This is a genomic window from Streptomyces sp. CA-210063, from assembly GCF_024612015.1.
In the GTDB taxonomy this organism is placed as follows: domain Bacteria; phylum Actinomycetota; class Actinomycetes; order Streptomycetales; family Streptomycetaceae; genus Streptomyces.
In genome coordinates, this window is sequence record NZ_CP102512.1 from 811,572 (window position 1) to 829,501 (window position 17,930).

Genomic DNA, 17,930 nt, shown 5'->3' on the forward strand with positions numbered 1-17,930 from the left:
GGGCGTTCACGAGGTAGGGGTGTTCACCGGGCGGGCGTGTTCACCAGGCGACGGGCAGGCACTTCACGCCGTACGTCGTGCCGGTGTGGTTGAAGGCCAGCTGCTCGATGGGGGCGGCGGGGCGCAGGGTGGGGATGCGGCGGTAGAGGGTGCCGTAGACGACCTGGAGTTCGAGGCGGGCCAGGTTCTGGCCGAGGCACTGGTGGGGGCCGTAGCCGAACGCGTTGTGCTGGCGGGCGGGGCGGCTCAGGTCCAGGCGCTCGGCCTCGGGGAAGGCCTCCGGGTCCCAGTTGGCGGTCTGGAGGTCGAAGAGGAGGCCGTCGCCCTTGCGGATGATCTGGCCGTCGATCTCGATGTCGTCCTTGGCGACCCGGCGCAGACCGGAGTGGACGATGGACAGGTAACGCAGCAGCTCGTCGACCGCGCCCGCGATCACCTTCGGGTCCTCGGTCTCACGCAGCACGGCGAGCTGGTCGGGGTGCTCGAACAGGGCGAGCGTGCCGAGGCTGATCATCGTGGCGGTGGTCTCGTGTCCGGCGATCAGCATGGCGACACCCATGCTGACGGCCTCCTCGTGGGCCATCTCACCGGCCTTGACCCGGGCGCCCATCTCGGACAGCACGTCGTCGCCCGGCTGTTCGAGCTTCTGCCGGAGCAGGGCGTCCAGGTAGCCGCCCAGCGCCTGGCCCGCCTTCCCCGCCTCCTCCACCGAGATGGAGCTGTCGAGGACGCGGTTGCTGTTCTCCTGGAAGAAGTCGTGGTCCTTGTACGGCACGCCGAGCAGTTCGGCGATGACGAGGGAGGGCACGGGCAGGGCCAGCGCGGTGAGCAGGTCGGCCGGGTTGGGGCCGGCCAGCATGGCGTCGATCAGGTCGTCGACGATCTTCTGCACGGCCGGGCGCATCGCCTCGATCCGCTTCACGAGGAACGGCGCGTTGACCGACCGGCGCAGCCGGGTGTGCTCGGGCGCGTCGGTGTTGGTGATGAGCTTCGGGGTGTGCGGGGCGATGGCCGCGCGGTGGGCGTTGACGTGGGGGAAGTCCGGCTCGTGGTCGTCGTTGCTGACGCGCGGGTCGGTGAGCAGGGTCCGCTGGTCGGCGTGGCGGGTGATCAGCCACGGGGTGGTGCCGTTCCAGATCCGCACCTTGGTGATCGGTTTCTCGCCGCGCAGCTCCGCCGCGGCCGGCGGCGGCGCGAGGGGGCAGCCCGTCGCCCTGGGCATCGGGTACTCGGGGCACTGCCCGCTCGGGCGTGACGCGGCGTCGGTCAGTGTGTCGGCCATGGTCTCTCCTCGGTGGTGGGGGCTCCGGTGGGGTGGAGCGCCGGGGGACTGCTTCGAGGCCTCGATGAGCACATGCAAACAGAGCGGTCTGACGGCTCCCGGTCAGTTACCTGACAAGAACCTGACGTGACCCGGATCACACCCCCGGCCTCCCCCCATGGACCGCACGGAACGGGCTTTCGACCCCAACCAGCTTGCACTGGCCACCAGTTGACGTACACAGGAATGTCCGGGACGAGGGCCGCGCGGACGCAAAAGGGCAGCGCCAGGACGTTCTGGCGCCGCCCTTCCGATGACATCCCGGAGTGTCACGCTCTGCGGCATGTCAGGGACACATTTGCTTCCCGTGGTGCCCACGAAAGCTTCATTCAACGGCCCTGGTCAGCGGTGTCCGCCCGACCGGACGGCCCCATGGGGGTTCATTCCTGTTCCCCGGATCTGCCGAGCCAGTAGCCGAAGCCCCGGCGGGTGTGGATCAGCGGCGGGACCTCGCGGTCCACCTTGCGGCGCAGCCGGGAGACGAGCTGCTCGATGGCGTTGTCGCCGTGGAAGTCGCCCCACACATAGCGGCCGATCTGCTCCTTCGACAGCACCTTGTGGGCGTTGACCAGGAGGTAGCGCAGGAGCCGGTACTCGGCGGGGGTGAGGTTCAACGCCCGTCCCGCGCGCAGGGCTTGGCAGGCGGAGTCGTCCAGGGTCAGGTCGCAGTAGGACAGTTCGTTGTCCCGCCGGACGGGTTTTCGGCCGCGCAGCAACACCTGGGCGCGGGCCAGGACCTCGGCGATCCGGAAGGGCTTGGTGACGTAGTCCTGCTCTCCCAGGCCGAGTTCGGGCAGGAGCTTGCCGAGGGAGTCGTACTTCGTGAGAAAGAGCACCGGGGGGCGATGGACGACGGGCCGGCGCTCGCGCCCGAGGCCCTCGATGTCCGGCAGTGTCAGGTCGAGCAGCACCAGGTCGAACCGCTGCTCGGTGAGCCGCGCCACCGCCTCCGTCCCCGACTCCGCCGTATGGATCAGGTAGCCCGCCAACTCCAGTGTGGTGGAGAGCAGTTCGGCGACGTCCGGATCGTCGACCACGATCAGGACGTGCTGCCCCGCACCCCGAGGAAGCGACGGTTTCTCGCTGGCACTGCCGTACATGGTTAAGGCCATTCGTGTAGGGCTCTTTCCTTGTGGGCCGCCGAGGGGCCGTTCGGAGTGGGGGGTTGGAGGAGGGCGGGTGCCGGGTGCTCCGCCCCGCCCCGCATGGCGCTCCCCCGCCCTCAGTCGGCGGGATCCGGTGGCCCCGCGTCGGGACCCCGGCCCTCGTCGACGGCGTAGGTGAGGAACACGTCGACCATCCGGTGGAAGAGCGCGGCGAGTTGGCGGATCTGGTCGGGGGACCAGTCGGCGAGGGCCATGCGCATGCCGACCGCGCCGGCTTCCCGGATGCGGTCGATGGCCTGTTGGCCGGTGGGCGTGAGCCGGACGCGCAGGGCGCGGCGGTCGCCGGGGTCGGCGACGCGGGTGACGTAGCCGGATCTCTCCAACTGCTGTATCTGGCGGGTGACATGGGACGCCTCGACGTCGAGCCGACCCGCCAACTCCCCCGGGCGCAGCGGTTCGGAGTCGGCCACCTGGCGCAGCAGTGCCACGGCGGCCCGGTCCAGCGGCACTCCGGCGAGGGCCATCAGCCGCTCGTGCTGCCGGGCCCTGGTGCTCAGATACGTGATCTGCGTCAGAGCCCGTTCGATCTCGATCACTTCCGGGGAGGCGGAACCGGCCGCCGGCGGCGATGGGGACATGAACATCACCCTACCCTTCTCGTTGCCTAACTCAAGCAACCCCATTCGGCCAGATTGCTTGACTCAAGTAAGTCACATGTGCTTGCCTAACTCAAGCAAGGCGATGGTGCCGCTTCGGACGGAACGGATGGGACCAGATGTATCGAGCCCACGGCCCTCCCCGGCCGTGGCCCTCCAGGACCGGGGCCATCTGAGCGGACTGGCCCCGCCGCGCCGCACCCGTGGGGACGGGCCGGCGCCGTCCCCGGACCCGGCCGCCGATCACCTCCCCCGATCGGCACCGGGCCCGGGGACACCCTCACGACCCGAACTCGCTCGACCGCCCCAGCCGCCCCTCCCCCGGCCGAGCGAACGACCGCACCGCCCCGGACCCGGCAGCCGCCGGATCCGGACGGTGCGCGTGCCGCACCCCGCACGGACCGCCCGAGACGGAAGACAGGACACACCGATGAGAACCTCTCTACGAGCCGGCCTGGCTGGGGCGCTCGCATGTGGCGTGCTGGTCACCGCGATGACCCTCGGTCGCGACGGTGACGGCGACGGGGGTGGCGGCGACGGTTCGGCGCCCCCGACGGGCCCGTACGTCGCGCTCGGCGACTCCTACACGGCCGGCCCGAGGATCCCCGACCAGAGCGGCGTCCCCGCCGGCTGCGAGCGGTCCGGCCGGAACTACCCCGCCGTGGTCGCCGCGGAGCTGAAGATCAAGGCGTCCGACTTCCGCGACGTCAGCTGCACCGGAGCGACCATCGCCGACCTGTCCGCACCCCAGTCGACCGACGACGGGACCAACCCCGCCCAGTTCGACGCGCTGTCCGAGGCGACCCGGCTGGTCACCGTCGGCATCGGCGGCAACGACATCGGCTTCGCCTCGGTGATCCGGCGGTGCGTCACCAGCGGCGTGCTGTACGCGGTCGCCGGCGGCCGGGACGGCGACGCTCCCTGCAAGGAGCGGTACGTGTCCGACGACGTCGACGAGGTGCGGCAGAGGATCGAGGCGGCGGACGGGCGCCTCGCCCGCGCGCTGGACGAGGTCGGACGGCGGGCGCCGAAGGCGCGGGTGTACGTCGTCGGCTACCCGGCGATCCTGCCGTCCGACGGCGGCGACTGCGGCCGCGAGCTGTCCCTCGCCCCCGGCGACGTCTCCTTCGTCCGCGCCAAGGAGCGGGAGCTCAACACCATGCTGCGGCAGCGCGCCGAGGCCGCCGGGGCGCGGTACGTCGACACGTACGGGCCGTCCGAGGGGCACGACGCCTGTTCCGCCGAGGACACCCGCTGGATCGAGCCACTTCTGCCGCGCTCCCCCGCGGCCTCCGTACACCCCAACGAGCGCGGCGAGCGCGGCATGGCCGACGCGGTCCTGCACGCGCTCGGGGCACGCCCATGAGCCACCGGACGACTGAGCCACCGGACGACTGAGCCACCGGACGACTGATCGTGGGCGGGCCGGGCGGACATCCCCCGCCCGGCGACCGGCCCACCCTACGGAAGAGGAACATCTGATGAGCAGTATCGGTCTCGACGGCCGCAGTGTCGTCGTCACGGGCGCCGGTTCCGGCATCGGCCGGGCCGCGGCCCTGAAGTTCGCCGCGGCGGGTGCGAAGGTCCTGGTCGCCGACCTCAACGAGGAGGCCGCCGAGGAGACCGTCAAGGAGATCGAGACGGCCGGTGGCACCGCTCTCGCGGTCGTCGGCGACCTCAGCGACCAGGCGGTCGTGGACGAGGTCGTCGAGCGTGCCGTGGAGGCCTTCGGCGGGCTGGACGTCCTGGTGAACAACGCCGGGATCATGGACCGGATGTCGGCCCTCGCGGATGTCGACGACGCCGAGTGGGAGCGGGTCATCCGGGTCAACCTGACCGCGCCGTTCCTGCTCACCCGGGCCGCACTGCCGCACATGCTGAGGGCGGAGCGCGGCGCGATCGTCTTCACCGCCTCCGAGGCCGGGCTGCGCGGCAGCGCGGCCGGTGCCGCCTACACCGCGTCGAAGCACGGTGTCGTCGGCCTGGTGAAGAACCTGTCGGTGATGTACCGCAAGCAGGGCATCCGGGCCAACGCGATCGCCCCCGGCCCCACGATGACCAACATCCAGGTCGACGCCGACCAGCAGGCCCACGGCCCCGCGGTCATCGGCGGGCTGATCGGCGCCAACATCGGCCGGCTCGGCACGGCCGAGGAGCAGGCCGACGCGATTCTGTTCCTCGCCTCCGACGCGGCCGCGTTCGTCAACGGCGTGGTCCTGCCCGTCGACGACGCCTGGGCCGCCGTCTGACAGCCGGGTTCACGGCTGCCCCCGGTCGGGTCACGGTTCCCCGGTGTCCGTCCGGGGCCGGGCCCGACCGGCAACACCTCTCTCCGCACACCTCCGCGGCAGCTCTCCGCACGCTTCCTCGACAGCGTCTCTCCCGCATCTCCAGGAAGCTCCCGCATCTCCAGGAAGCTCCCGCACCCCCAGGAAGCTCCGCACCCCCAGGAAGCTCCGCACCTCCAGAAAGTGAGTCTCCCCATGGCGACCATGAAGTCCGTCCAGACCGCCGGTGTCGGCAAGGTCGAGGTGGTGGACGTCGAGCGTCCCGTGCCCGGCCCCAAGGACGCGCTCGTCCGTGTCCGCGCCTGCGGCATCTGCGGCACCGACGTCACCTTCCTCCACATGGGAGGCATGCCCGCCCGCGCTCACCTGGGCGGTGAGATGGTGCCCGTGCCGCTCGGCCACGAGCCGGCCGGTGAGGTCGTCGAGGTCGGCGCCGAGGTCACCGGCCTCGCGGTCGGGGACCGGGTGGTGGTCAACCCGCAGGACGCGCCGACCGGCATCATCGGCTGCGGCGGCAAGTACGGCGGGATGAGCGAGTACCTGCTGATCGAGAACGCCGAGGTCGGCAAGAGCGTGGCGGTCTTCCCCGACACCGTGCCCTTCGACGTCGCCTCCCTCAACGAGCCCATGGCCGTGGCCCGGCACTGCGTCAACCGTTCCGAGGCGGGCCCCGACGACAAGGTCGTCGTCTTCGGTGCCGGGCCCATCGGCCTCGGCGCGGCCATCTGGCTGAAGCTGCGCGGCGTCAAGCACGTGGTCGTCGCCGACGTCATCCCCTCCCGGCTGGAGAAGGCACTGGCCGTGGGCGCGGACGCCGTCATCGACTCCGCCCAGGAGGACGTCGCCGCGCGCCTGACCGAGCTGCACGGCCAGGCCGCCAACGCGCTCGGCCAGCCCCGGCCCGGCACCGACATCTTCATCGACGCGGCCGGTGTCCCCGCCGTCTTCAACACCGTGGTGGGCTCGGCCAAGTGGGGCGCGAAGCTGGTCATGGTCGCCGTGCAGAAGAAGGGCTCGGAGATCGACCTCGGCGGCATGCTCCGCAGCGAGCTGACCCTCATCGCCTCGCAGGGCTACCCCACCGAGATCTTCGAGGTCACCCCCGAGATCGTGGAGCACCACGAGCGTTTCGCCAAGCTCATCAGCCACCGGGTGCCCGCCGCGGAGGTCGACCAGGCGTTCGAGCTGGCGCTGACGCCGGGGGCGGCGGAGAAGGTGGTCGTGACGTTCGACGCGTAGGCGTCCTGCGCGTCTTGGACGTCCTGGACGTTCTGGATGTTCTGGATGTTCTGGACGTCTCGAAGTGAGAGGGGCCTGCCGTCGGCTGTCACCGGTGGCAGGCCCCTCGCGTGCGCGCGCGTCACCAGGCCACTGGCAGCCCGTACACCCCTGAGCCACGGCGGCGGATGGAGCGGGCAGCCCGCCGCCCGCTCCATCGGGAACACCGGGAACACCGGGAACGGAGAGCAGCGTGCTGGCGATCGATTCACCCATTCCGTACGGGAGTTCAGGTGTCCGGAGGGGATCAGGCACGCGGAGGCGGATCTTCTAAGTCAAGCGGTTGACTTAGACATGACCGGGATGCGGCCAAGGACGGGTCTCCCCCGGTCCGTGGGTTGGGCTACTTGTTGTTCAGATACGCCAGCACGGCCAGCACCCTGCGGTGTCCGCTGTCGCTGGTCGGCAGGCCGAGCTTCAGGAAGACGTTGCCGATGTGCTTGCTGACCGCGCGTTCGGTGACGACGAGGGTCCTGGCGATGGTGGCGTTGTCGTGGCCCTCGGCCATCAGCTTCAGCACCTCGTGCTCGCGCGGGGTGAGCGAGTCGAGGGGTGAGTCCTTGCGGCGGGTCAGCAGCTCGGTCACCACCTCCGGGTCGAGGGCGGTGCCGCCGGCCGCGACCCGGTCGAGCGCGTCCAGGAACTCGTCCACCCGGCCGACCCGGTCCTTGAGCAGATAGCCGACCCCGCTCGCTCCTCCGCCGAGCAGTTCGGCGGCGTACGACTCCTCCACGTACTGCGAGAGGACCAGCACCGGCAGGCCGGGGATCTTCCGGCGGGCCTCCAGGGCGGCGCGCAGCCCCTCGTCGCGGAAGCCGGGCGGCATCCGGACGTCCAGGACGGCGACGTCCGGGCGGTGTTCCAGCAGCGCGGGGAGGACCTCGGGGCCGCTGCCCGCGACGGCCGCCACCTCGTGTCCGGACGAGGTCAGCAGCAGGACCAGACCCTCTCTCAGCAGGGCGTTGTCCTCGGCGATCACCACACGCACGGCAGTCCCACCTCCGTCCACGACCACCGCGTACGGGATGTCCCCGGATCGGCCGTTGATTCCGTTTCGATCACCATACGCAGGGCAGCTCCACCTCGATCACGGTGGGCCCCCCGACGGGGCTGGTCACGGCCATACGCCCGTCGAGGGCCGCGACGCGGCGCCGCATCCCGAGGAGTCCGGATCCGCCCATGGCGGAGGCCGGGCCGGGACCCGGATCGGGCGGGCCAGGCGTGGCCGCTCGGCCGGATGCGCCGGACCCGCCTGTCGCCGTCGCCGTCGCCGGGCCGGTTGTGCCGGGGGCACCCGTCGTGGGAGCCGGGAGGGACGTGTTGGGGCCACCTGTCGCCGTCGCCGGGCCGGGGCCGCCGATCGCCTTCGCCAGGCCTGGCGTGCCTGAGCCGCCCGGTGGGGAAGCCGGGCCGGGCGCCCCGATGAGGGTCTCGGCGCCGCCTCGGCCGTCGTCGCGCACCAGGACGCGGACGCCTCTCGGTGTGCGGGCGAGGTGGACCTCGGCGTGGGCGCAGCCGCTGTGCTTGGCGGCGTTGGTCAGGGCTTCGGCGACGACGTAGTACGCGGCGGCCTCGACCGCGGCGGGCGGGCGCGGCCCGTCGGCGTCCTCCAGGCCCTCCACGGCGACGGTCGCGTCGAGCCCGCTGCCGGCGGCGAGGGCCCGTACGGCCCCGGCCAGGCCGCGGTCGGTGAGGATCGGCGGGTGGATGCCGCGGACGACGTGGCGGAGTTCGGCCAGTGCCGCCTCGGCCTGCTCCTGCGCGTCGAGCAGCAGCTTGCGGGCGGCGTCCGGGTCGCGGTCGTACGCGCGCTGGGCCAGCCCGATGCGCATGGACAGCGAGACGAGGCGGGCCTGGGCGCCGTCGTGCAGGTCCCGTTCGATACGGCGGAGTTCGGCGCCGTGGGCGGCGATCGCGTCGGCCCGGGTCGCCGTCAGTTCCTCCACCCGCTCGGCGAGGCGGGCCTTGGGCGACGGCTTGAGCAGGGCCTCGGACCAGTGGGCGTCGAGGTCGGCGAGGCGGCTGATCAGCGGCAGGACGACGGCCGGGCGGCCCAGCAGTCCGCACCACACGCCGTCGACGACCAGGCCCAGCGGCCACAGGGGCACCGCGAGGAAGAAGAGGGCACCGTAGACGTAGTACGAGAGCATCCAGCGGGCGTCGGTGTGGGTACCGGGGTCACGGAACGCGATGCGCAGGCGTTCGCGCAGGGTGCCCTCGATCGGCTGGTAGGCCTCGGGGACGGCCCGGCCGGTCCAGGCGGCCACCTGGTGGCGCTTCGCGCCGGCGATCCGGCGGATCAGTGTGACGGTCTCGGGCAGCATCCAGGCGCCCACGACGGCGAGCGTGGCGATCGCGGTGATCAGCAGCACCGTGATGAAGAGGTAGATGCCGAAGGCCATCGCGGCGGCGATGATCAGCTGGAGTGTGGCCCGCGCGGCCCGCCCCACCGTCTTGCCCATGCCGCTCAGGTTAGGCGACCTGGTGAGACAGGCGCGGCGCGGGGCCGCCCCATGGATCACCGCGCTCGGCGCTCGACGGGGCAAGGAGCACGATCGGGCCGTGGCCGCCACTGCCGCCGTAGGCGAGCACGATGGGCCCGCTCCTGCTGCCCACCACTCTCCGGCTGTTCATCGCACGCGGGTTGTTCGCCGACGATCTGAGCGGCACGGTCCGAGCGGCAGCGGCCAAGCACGCGGGCTGTCAGAGCACGCGAGTGTCCGAGCACGCGGGCTTCCGAGCGTGCGGGCTTCCGAGCGTGCGGGCTGTTCGCCGACGGCCCGAGCCGCAGCGGTCCGAGCCGCAACGGTCCGAGCCGCAACGGTCCGAGCCGCAGCGGCCCAAGCGGCGGTGGGCCCGTGGCCCCCGGTGCCGGGCCCGGCCCCGCCCCCGCGCCGCCGAAGACCGGTGCCGGGTCCGGGCCCGCGCACCCACCCCGTCGCCCCCGGCGGCCTCAGGCCCGAGACCCGCCCCGCGGCAGCCGTACCGTGAACGTCGTCTCTCCCGGGCCGCTGGTCAGGGCGATGGTGCCGCCGTGGGCGCGGACCAGGGAGCGGGCGACCGCGAGGCCCAGGCCGCTGCCGCCGCGGTCGCGGCTGCGGGCCTTGTCGACGCGGTAGAAGCGGTCGAAGACGCGCTCCTGGTCGTCCGCCGGGATACCGGGCCCGGAGTCGGTGATCCGTACCTCGGCCGAGCCGGACTCGACGGACACCTCCAGACAGACCTTCGTACCGCGCGGGGTGTGCACGGCGGCGTTGGTGAGGAGGTTGTCGAGGACCTGGCGCACCCGCAGGGGGTCGAGGCGCAGCCGTACCGCGTCGGGGCCGGCCGCCACCGTCAGCGGATGACCGGGGTGGCCCGCGCGGAAGGCGTCCGCCGCCTGGTGCGCCAGCTGCACCAGGTCGGCCTCCTCCAGCCGCAGCGGGGTCTCCACGTCGGCGGCGTCCAGGCGGGCGAGCATCAGCAGATCGTCCAGCAGGTACCCCATGCGGGCGGCCTCGGCGCGCAGTCGGGCCAGATGCTTGTCGCGTTCCTCGGGGCTGTGGGCGGCGGCGTACTGGAAGAGGTCGGCGTAGCCGCGTACCGACATCAGGGGGGTGCGCAGTTCGTGCGAGGCGTCGGCGACGAAGCGGCGCAGGCGCTGTTCGGCCTCGGTGCGGACGGCGAGCGCGTCGTCGATGTGCTCCAGCATGGTGTTGAAGGCGGTGCGCAGTTCCTCGACCTCGGGGCCGCCGTCGCGGTTGTCGTGGCGCACGGGCAGCGCCGCCGAGTCCGTCAGGTCGTGCGAGGTGATGGCGCGGGCGGTGTGCGCCATGTCGCTCAGCGGCTTCAGACCGCGCCGCAGCATCGCCCGGCCGAAGACGACGAGCGCCGCGAGGGCGAGAACGAAGGTGATGACCTGGATCGTGATCAGCTGCCCGACCGTGTCCTCGATGTCGTCCATCGGCGCGGCGCTGACCAGGATCACCCCGGGCTTGACCTCGCAGGCCCGCAGCCGGTACTGGCCCTGGCCCTTGAGGTGCTCGGTGCGGGTGACCTCCGTGCCTTCGACGGTCAGCGCCTTGGCCACGAGGGTGAAGTCGTCGATGTCCTCGGGGACGTCGGCGGGGTCCTCGGGCTTGCGGAGTTCGGGGGTTCCGTCCGAGACGTCGTACACCGCGTAGTACCAGCGGTAGTACTTCTTGCCCTTGAGCGTTCCGTAGTCCGCGATGCTCTTGGACTGGGCTATCTGGGCGATCTTCAGCTGTTCGTTGAGCTGCGCCGACAGGTAGTCGCGCATGTACATGGTCAGGGCGCTGCCGACGACGGCGAACACGACGAGCGCCAGGGCGCCGAGGCCGAGGGCCAGCCGGGTGCCGAGGCGCATGCCGCGGTAGCTCTGCTTGAGGCGGGCGATCACTCGGTGGCCTGCCGCAGCACGTACCCGAATCCCCGGACGGTGTGGATGAGGGGTTCGCCGGTGTCTTCGAGCTTGCGGCGGAGCCGGCTGACGACCAGCTCGACGACGTTGGAGCGGCCGCCGAAGCCGTACTCCCACACGTGGTCGAGGATCTGCGCCTTGGTGAGGACGGTCGGGGACTTGCGCATGAGGTAGCGCAGGACCTCGTACTCGGTGGGGGTGAGGGTGAGCAGTTTGTCGCCGCGGCGGACCTCGCGGGTGTCCTCGTCCATCGTCAGGTCCGCCACCTGGAGCACGGACCGCTGGAAGGCCGGCCCGGCGCTGCGGCGCAGCACGGTGCGCAGGCGGGCCATCAGCTCCTCCACGGCGAACGGCTTGACCAGGTAGTCGTCACCGCCCCGGGTGAGGCCGGCGACCCGGTCGGCGACGCCGTCGCGGGCGGTCAGGAACACCACGGGCACCATCGTGCCGGACCGGCGCAGCCGGTCCAGCACGCCGAAGCCGTCCAGACCCGGCAGCATGAGGTCCAGGACCACGATGTCGGGATGGAACTCGGCAGCCTGCCGCAACGCCTCCTCACCGGAGTGCGCGGTGACCGCGTCCCAGCCCTCGTAGCGGGCGACGGTCGCCACCAGGTCAGCGATGGGCGGATCGTCGTCCACAACGAGAAGTCGCACTTTTTCCACGTGCTCATAGTGCGCTACCGGTCGCTTCGTGCCATAGCCGCTCACAGTTTGGCGGCCGATCGATAAAAACTTGAAAGTTGTCCGACAGCAAAACGACAGCGCTCACCGGACAAGCTCGTATCCCCCACCCGATCAAGGAGCTGTCCCCGTGACCACTGTCCAACAACCCCCCGCGGCGGTAGGCCGCTCGGGAGCGCGCCCGAAAGTGGTCGCCCGCACCGGTCTGTACGCGGTGCTGGCGGCGAACGTGGCCGTGGTGACGTTCTTCTTCGTCCAGGCCGGCTTCGCCTCGAACGCCCTCATCGTGCTGGGCCGCCTCACCGGCCTGTACGGGGCGCTCCTCATGGCCTTCCAGCTGCTGCTGGTGGCCCGGCTGCCGTGGTTCGACCGGCGCATCGGCATGGACCGGCTGACCTCCTGGCACCGCTGGACCGGCTTCTCGGTGCTGTGGCTGCTGGTCGCGCACGGCGTGTTCATCACCTTCGGCTACGCCCAGTCCTCGGACCTGGACCCGGTCAGCCAGCTGGTCGACCTCGCCGAGACCGTCGAGGGCGTGCTGCGCTCGATCGTCGCGCTGGGGATCATCATCGTGATCGGCGTGGTCTCGGCCCGCTTCGCCCGGCGCAGGCTCGCCTACGAGACCTGGCACTTCATCCACCTGTACACCTACGTCGCGGTGGTGCTGGCCTTCACGCACCAGGTCGCGGCAGGTACGTCGTTCGCCTCGTCCCCGACCGCGACGGCGTACTGGTACGTGCTGTGGGGCGTGGCCCTGGCCTCCGTTTTCCTGGGCCGGCTGGTGCTCCCGCTGTGGCGCAACTGGCGTCACCAGCTGCGCGTCACGGCCGTCGTCCCCGAGGCCGACAACGTCGTCTCGATCTACATGACCGGCCGTGACCTGGACCGGATGCCCGCGCGGGCCGGCCAGTTCTTCCTGTGGCGCTTCCTGACCCGGGACCGCTGGTGGCAGGCCAATCCGTTCTCGCTGTCGGCCGCGCCCGACGGCAAGCAGCTGCGGCTGACCGCGAAGGCGGCCGGCGAGGGCTCCGCGGCCCTGCGCCACGTGAAGGTCGGCACCCGGGTGTTCGCCGAGGGCCCGTACGGCGCCTTCACCGCGATGCACCGCACGCGGCCGGAGTCCGTGCTCATCGCCGGCGGCGTCGGGGTCACCCCCATCCGGGCCCTGCTGGAGGAGATCCAGGGGCACGCCGTGGTCATCTACCGCGTGGCCACGAACCAGGACGCGGTCCTCTACGAAGAGCTCCAGCAGCTCGCCTCCGACAAGGGCGCCGAGCTGCACCTGGTGTCCGGGCCGGTCAGCCCCGACAAGCTGGCGCCGCGCGAGCTGCTGCGGATGGTGCCGGACATCGCCGACCGGGACGTGTTCCTGTGCGGGCCGCCGCCGATGATGAACGCGGTCCTGGGCAGCCTGCGCGAGCTGGACGTGCCCAAGCCGCAGATCCACTTCGAACGCTTCAGCCTGGCTGGATGAGGGACACGAGGAAAGCACTGTGAAACGAGCCATACCCGCCCTGGTCCTGAGCGCCGCCGCGCTGGTCCCCGTCTGGCGTTACGCCCCCTCGACCGAGACGACGACCACGGTGACCGCCGAGCCGAACCCCTCGGCATCCTCGTCCGCCGCGGCGGGCTCCAACGTGGTCGCGGGCCCGACGGTCGACACGGAGAAGGGCCCCGTCCAGGTCCAGGCGACCTTCCAGGGCAAGAAGATCACCGCCGTCAACATGCTCCAGCAGCCGGACCATCCGCAGACCGAGGCCGCGGTGCCCGTGCTGATCGAGGAGACGCTTCAGGCGCAGAGCGCCGACATCGACACGGTCTCCGGCGCCACCCTCACGAGCGACGGCTACCGGGAGTCCCTCCAGGCCGCGATCGACGAGAACGCGGAGTCGGCGGCCTCGTCCGACTCCGACTCCGACTCCGCGTCGGACTCCTCCTCGGCTCAGAGCACGAGCCAGACCGTCGCGGGTTCGACGGTCAGCACCTCCAAGGGCGACGTCCAGGTCCAGGTGACCTTCGAGGGCGACGACATCACCGCCGTGGAGATGCTGAAGCAGCCGAACCACCCGCAGACCGAGGCCGCCGTCCCGGTGCTGATCAAGGAGACCCTGGCGGCGCAGAGCGCCGACATCGACACCGTCTCCGGGGCGACGATCACCAGCGACGGTTACCGGGTGTCCCTCCAGGCCGCCCTCGACGCGAAGGCCTGATCGGATGCGCCGCGTCGAACACATCATGGGGTTTCCGATCTCGCTGGTCATCGAGGACGGCGAGCACGGGTCCCCGAGTGCCGAGGCCGCGGAGCCGGCGTTCGACTGGCTGCGCGAGGTCGACGCCCGGTTCAGCCCGTTCCGTGCCGACAGCGAGGTGTCCCGGCTGGACCGGGGCGAGCTCGCACCGCACGAGATCAGCCCGGAGCTGGCCGAGGTCCTCGATCTGTGCGAGGAGTACCGGGTGGCGACCGGTGGCGCGTTCGACGTACGGCTGCCGGGGCGCGGGCTCGACCCCTGCGCCATGGTGAAGGGATGGGCCGTGCAGCGGGCGGCCGAGCTGCTGACGGAGCGGGGTGCGAAGCGGCTCTGCCTCAACGCCGGCGGGGACGTGGCCGCGACCGGGGGCCCGTGGCGGGTGGGTGTACGCCATCCCGAGCGGGCCGACCGGCTCTGCACGGTCCTGTCCATCACCGACGGGGCGGTCGCGACCTCCGCGCGCTACGAGCGCGGCGACCACATCCTCGACGGGCGCACGGGGCGCCCCGCGACGGGTCTTCTGAGCCTCACGGTCGTGGCCCCGTCCCTGACGGAGGCCGACGCCACGGCGACCGCCGCGTTCGCGATGGGGGCGGAGGGGATCGAGTGGGCCGCGTCGCGGGAGGGGTGCGAGGTTTTCGCGGTCGACGGGGAGCAGCGTGTGTTCCGGACGCCGGGGTTGCCGGTGGCGGCGTGATGGGAGGCGTGACTGGGGGCGCCTCGTGACTGGGGGCGCCTGATGGCTCGGGGGCGCCTGATGGCTCGGGGGTGCGGGTTGTTCGGCGACTGCGGGTAGTGGGTGGCTGGTCGTGCAGTTCCCCGCGCCCCTTAGGGTGCGGGCCCCAGCTGCCATAGCAGCACCCCAGCCGCCCGCCCCCTCAACTGCGGGCAGTCGTGCCGCTGGGGCGGCACGGGTGGGCGCAGCGGCACCCGGCGAGCGCCGGTGAGCGAAACTCACCCCCGCCCAGCCCCAGCCGCCGGGTACCTCCCGACCAAGCCCCCGTCACCCCGTCGCGCTTCCCCCTCCCCCGGTGGATCCTGGGATCATCGGTCGAAGGGAGACGTATGACCGACGTCTCGGCCGAGCGCGGAGCGGCATGGCGCCTCCTCCTCCCCGGCCTCGACAGGCTCCTCGGCTACCGCCGGTCATGGCTGCGGGGCGACCTGATCGCCGGCGCGACGGTGGCGGCGTACCTCGTCCCGCAGGTCATGGCGTACGCGGTCGTCGCCGGGCTGCCCCCGGTCGTCGGTCTGTGGGCGATGCTCCCCGCACTCGCCCTGTATCCGCTCCTCGGCTCCTCCCGCCTCCTGTCGATCGGCCCGGAATCGACTGCCGCCCTGATGACGGCGGCGGTGATCGGCCCGCTCGCGGAGGGCGACCCGGAGCGGTACGCCACACTCGCCGCCGTCCTGGCGATCGCCGTCGGCCTGCTCTGCCTGCTCGCCCGGGCGGTACGCCTCGGCTTCGTCGCCGACCTGCTCTCCCGCCCGGTGCTGATCGGCTACCTGGCCGGCCTGGCGCTCATCATGGTCATGGACCAACTGCCGAAGCTCGCGGGAGTGAAGGTGTCCGGCTCGGACTTCTTCCCCAAGCTGTGGTCCTTCCTCCGGCATCTCGGGGACGCCCACATGGCCACCGTCGTGTTCTCGGCGATCGCGATCGCGTTCCTCTTCCTCGTCCCCCGCCTCTCCCGCTCTCTCCCCGGCCCTTTCCTCGCCGTCGTCCTCGGCACCACGGCCGTGGTCGTGTTCGACCTCGACGACCGGTCCGGCATCGACGTGATCGGCGAGGTCCCGTCCGGCCTGCCGGGCTTCGCCGTGCCGGACCTGGCCGAACTGCCGTCCCTGCTGCTGCCCGCCGTGGGTGTCCTGCTCGTCAGCTACACGGACGTCGTCCTCACCGCCCGGGCGTTCGCCGACCCTGCCGACAAGGGCCCGGGGTGCGACCCGAACCAGGAGTTCCTGGCGCTGGGCGCCGCCAACCTGGGCGCGGGCGTGCTGCACGGCATGCCGGTCAGCAGCAGCGCCAGCCGTACCGCGCTCGCCTCCTCGGCGGGCGCCCGCAGCCAGGTGTACGCGCTCGTCTCCGGCGTGGCGGTCCTCGCCGTCCTGCTCTTCCTCGGTCCGCTGCTGACCCGCACCCCGGCCGCCGTGCTGGGCGCGATCGTCGTCTACGCCGCCGCCCGGATGGTCGACCTGGCCGGCTTCCGTCGACTGGCCGCTTTCCGGCGCCGGGAGCTGCTCCTCGCGGTCGGCTGTCTGGCCGGCGTGCTCGCCTGGGGCATCCTGTACGGCGTCCTGGTGGCCGTCGGCCTGTCGGTGGTCGAGCTGCTGACCCGGGTGGCCCGGCCCCACGACGCCGTGCAGGGACTGGTCCCCGGTGTGGCCGGCATGCACGACATCGACGACTACCCCGAGGCCCGGACGATCCCCGGACTCCTCGTCTACCGCTACGACTCCCCGCTCTTCTTCGCCAACGCGGAGAACTTCCGCCGCCGGGCCCTCGCCGCGGTCGACGAGCAGGAGGAACAGGGAGAGACCGTGCGCTGGTTCGTGCTCAACACCGAGGCCAACGTCGAGGTCGACATCACCGCCCTCGACGCCGTCGACGATCTCCGTCGCGAACTGGCCCGCCGCGACATCGTCTTCGCCCTCGCCCGGGTGAAGCAGGATCTGCTGGACGAGTTGGAGGCGTACGGGCTCGCGAAGTCGGTCGGTGACGAGCTGATCTTCCCGACGCTGCCGACGGCCGTGGCGGCGTACCGGCAGTGGTACCGCGACCACGACCGGTGAAACCGTGGTGGCCAAGGCCGATGCCCCCCAGGTCTTCCGCCCCGAGCCTCCCCTCCCCGAAAATCCTGTTGCGGTCCCAGCGGCCCTCACCCGACAGTGACCCCATGACGACGACACCCACCACCGCCCTCCCGCCCGGCCTGACCGTACGCCCGGCGACGCTGGACGACGCGGAAGCGGTGTGCGGGCTGCTCAACGAGATCGACGTGCTGGAGATCGGCCGCGCCGGGACCGAACTGGGCGAGGTGCAGGCCGACCTGAAGCATCCCGATTCGGACCTGGAGCGTGACTCCTGGCTGCTGTTCGACGGGGACCGGCTGGTGGCGTACGGGCTGCAGTGGGACGAGTCCGGCGGCGAGCGCATCGACATGGACCACTACACGCTGCCCGACCAGCCGCTCGGCGCGCTGCACCTGTTCGACCTCATGGAGGCCCGGGCCGCGGAGCGGGCGGCGGCCAACGGGGCGGACCGGGCCGTCGTGCACATGCACCTCAACATCGCGCCCACGATGGACCTCGACGCGTTGCGCGGGCGCGGCTGGCGCACGGTCCGCCGCTACCACGTCATGGCCCGCCCCCTGTCCCCCGCCGAGCCGCTTCCGACGCCCCCGACCGGCGTCACCCTGCGCCCCTGCGCCGCCGAGCCGGACCGCAGGAAGGCCCACGCCCTGCTCCAGGCGGCCTTCGCCGACCACTTCGACTTCCAGCCGCGTACGTACGAGCAGTGGCTGGACGACATCGACGCCGAGCATGTCGACTGGTCGCTGGTCTGGATCGCGCACGTCGACGGTCTCGGTGACGTGGCGGCCCTGCGGTCCCGCGACGACCGTTCCGACATGGCCTGGATCTCCAGCATCGGCGTCCTGCGCGAGGCCCGCGGCCGGGGCCTCGGCAGCCTGCTGCTCCGCCACACCTTCGGTCACTACGCGGCCCTGGGCCGCGACCGCATCGGCCTCGGCGTCGACACCGACAACAGCAGCGGTGCCCTCGCCCTCTACGAAGGGCACGGCATGAAGCTGGACTTCGCCGTCGACACCTGGGAGCTGATACGCCCCGTCAAGTAGGCGCGGCACAGAGAACCGTTCCACTCCAGCAGCAACAGCTCCGAACCCCCGTTCCCCCCAGGGAACGGGGGT

General features: G+C 71.8%; 16 protein-coding genes. 8 read left to right on the forward strand and 8 right to left on the reverse strand.

Annotated features, from left to right (window positions below):
* Nucleotides 1–40: 40 nt before the first annotated feature.
* The 3 genes from JIX56_RS03560 to JIX56_RS03570 all read right to left on the reverse strand — a co-directional run bounded on the left by JIX56_RS03560 (nucleotide 41) and on the right by JIX56_RS03570 (nucleotide 3,065).
* Complete coding sequence (locus tag JIX56_RS03560; RefSeq protein WP_257537291.1) at nucleotides 41–1,282, reverse strand: cytochrome P450; 1,242 nt, start codon at nucleotides 1,280–1,282, stop codon at nucleotides 41–43.
* 419 nt (nucleotides 1,283–1,701) lie between these two features.
* Nucleotides 1,702–2,421, reverse strand: coding sequence for a response regulator transcription factor (locus tag JIX56_RS03565; RefSeq protein WP_257550710.1), 720 nt, complete (start codon nucleotides 2,419–2,421; stop codon nucleotides 1,702–1,704).
* Between the two features lie 122 nt (nucleotides 2,422–2,543).
* A complete protein-coding gene (locus tag JIX56_RS03570) occupies nucleotides 2,544–3,065 on the reverse strand; it encodes a MarR family winged helix-turn-helix transcriptional regulator (RefSeq protein WP_257537292.1) in 522 nt (173 codons plus the stop codon).
* A gap of 448 nt (nucleotides 3,066–3,513) precedes the next feature.
* On the opposite strand from JIX56_RS03570, the gene JIX56_RS03575 reads away from it, so the two are divergent.
* The 3 genes from JIX56_RS03575 (at nucleotide 3,514) to JIX56_RS03585 (ending at nucleotide 6,610) form a co-directional block, all read left to right on the forward strand.
* Nucleotides 3,514–4,449: an SGNH/GDSL hydrolase family protein gene (locus tag JIX56_RS03575; protein WP_257537293.1), complete on the forward strand. Its 936-nt coding sequence runs from the start codon at nucleotides 3,514–3,516 to the stop codon at nucleotides 4,447–4,449.
* 112 nt (nucleotides 4,450–4,561) lie between these two features.
* Nucleotides 4,562–5,332, forward strand: coding sequence for an SDR family NAD(P)-dependent oxidoreductase (locus JIX56_RS03580; protein WP_443032022.1), 771 nt, complete (start codon nucleotides 4,562–4,564; stop codon nucleotides 5,330–5,332).
* A gap of 234 nt (nucleotides 5,333–5,566) precedes the next feature.
* Nucleotides 5,567–6,610, forward strand: a complete 1,044-nt coding sequence (locus tag JIX56_RS03585; protein ID WP_257537295.1) for a zinc-dependent alcohol dehydrogenase — start codon at nucleotides 5,567–5,569, stop codon at nucleotides 6,608–6,610.
* A gap of 382 nt (nucleotides 6,611–6,992) precedes the next feature.
* On the opposite strand, the gene JIX56_RS03590 is transcribed toward JIX56_RS03585, so the two are convergent.
* The 5 genes from JIX56_RS03590 to JIX56_RS03610 all read right to left on the reverse strand — a co-directional run bounded on the left by JIX56_RS03590 (nucleotide 6,993) and on the right by JIX56_RS03610 (nucleotide 11,734).
* On the reverse strand, nucleotides 6,993–7,637 hold the full coding sequence (locus JIX56_RS03590) for a response regulator transcription factor (RefSeq protein ID WP_257537296.1): 645 nt from the start codon (nucleotides 7,635–7,637) through the stop codon (nucleotides 6,993–6,995).
* 70 nt (nucleotides 7,638–7,707) lie between these two features.
* The gene (locus JIX56_RS03595; protein WP_257537297.1) at nucleotides 7,708–9,111 is read right to left on the reverse strand and encodes a sensor histidine kinase; all 1,404 of its coding nucleotides are present in this window, start codon (nucleotides 9,109–9,111) and stop codon (nucleotides 7,708–7,710) included.
* A gap of 10 nt (nucleotides 9,112–9,121) precedes the next feature.
* Nucleotides 9,122–9,283 (reverse strand): hypothetical protein, encoded by a 162-nt coding sequence (locus JIX56_RS03600; RefSeq protein ID WP_257537298.1) that lies wholly within the window; start codon nucleotides 9,281–9,283, stop codon nucleotides 9,122–9,124.
* A 319-nt stretch (nucleotides 9,284–9,602) separates the two neighbouring features.
* Nucleotides 9,603–11,048, reverse strand: a complete 1,446-nt coding sequence (locus JIX56_RS03605) for a sensor histidine kinase (protein WP_257537299.1) — start codon at nucleotides 11,046–11,048, stop codon at nucleotides 9,603–9,605.
* Nucleotides 11,045–11,734 carry a response regulator transcription factor gene (locus JIX56_RS03610; RefSeq protein ID WP_257537300.1) on the reverse strand — a complete coding sequence of 230 codons (690 nt, stop codon included), beginning with the start codon at nucleotides 11,732–11,734 and terminating at the stop codon, nucleotides 11,045–11,047. The genes JIX56_RS03605 and JIX56_RS03610 overlap by 4 nt, the downstream gene beginning before the upstream one ends.
* A gap of 148 nt (nucleotides 11,735–11,882) precedes the next feature.
* On the opposite strand from JIX56_RS03610, the gene JIX56_RS03615 reads away from it, so the two are divergent.
* From JIX56_RS03615 to JIX56_RS03635, 5 genes are all read left to right on the forward strand, one after another.
* Nucleotides 11,883–13,226 (forward strand): ferredoxin reductase family protein, encoded by a 1,344-nt coding sequence (locus JIX56_RS03615; protein WP_257537301.1) that lies wholly within the window; start codon nucleotides 11,883–11,885, stop codon nucleotides 13,224–13,226.
* A 19-nt stretch (nucleotides 13,227–13,245) separates the two neighbouring features.
* Nucleotides 13,246–13,962, forward strand: a complete 717-nt coding sequence (locus tag JIX56_RS03620; RefSeq protein WP_257537302.1) for an FMN-binding protein — start codon at nucleotides 13,246–13,248, stop codon at nucleotides 13,960–13,962.
* A 4-nt stretch (nucleotides 13,963–13,966) separates the two neighbouring features.
* Nucleotides 13,967–14,698 (forward strand): FAD:protein FMN transferase, encoded by a 732-nt coding sequence (locus tag JIX56_RS03625; RefSeq protein WP_257537303.1) that lies wholly within the window; start codon nucleotides 13,967–13,969, stop codon nucleotides 14,696–14,698.
* A 368-nt stretch (nucleotides 14,699–15,066) separates the two neighbouring features.
* Nucleotides 15,067–16,794, forward strand: coding sequence for a SulP family inorganic anion transporter (locus JIX56_RS03630; protein WP_257537304.1), 1,728 nt, complete (start codon nucleotides 15,067–15,069; stop codon nucleotides 16,792–16,794).
* Between the two features lie 104 nt (nucleotides 16,795–16,898).
* Nucleotides 16,899–17,858 carry a GNAT family N-acetyltransferase gene (locus tag JIX56_RS03635; RefSeq protein WP_257537305.1) on the forward strand — a complete coding sequence of 320 codons (960 nt, stop codon included), beginning with the start codon at nucleotides 16,899–16,901 and terminating at the stop codon, nucleotides 17,856–17,858.
* Nucleotides 17,859–17,930: the final 72 nt, after the last annotated feature.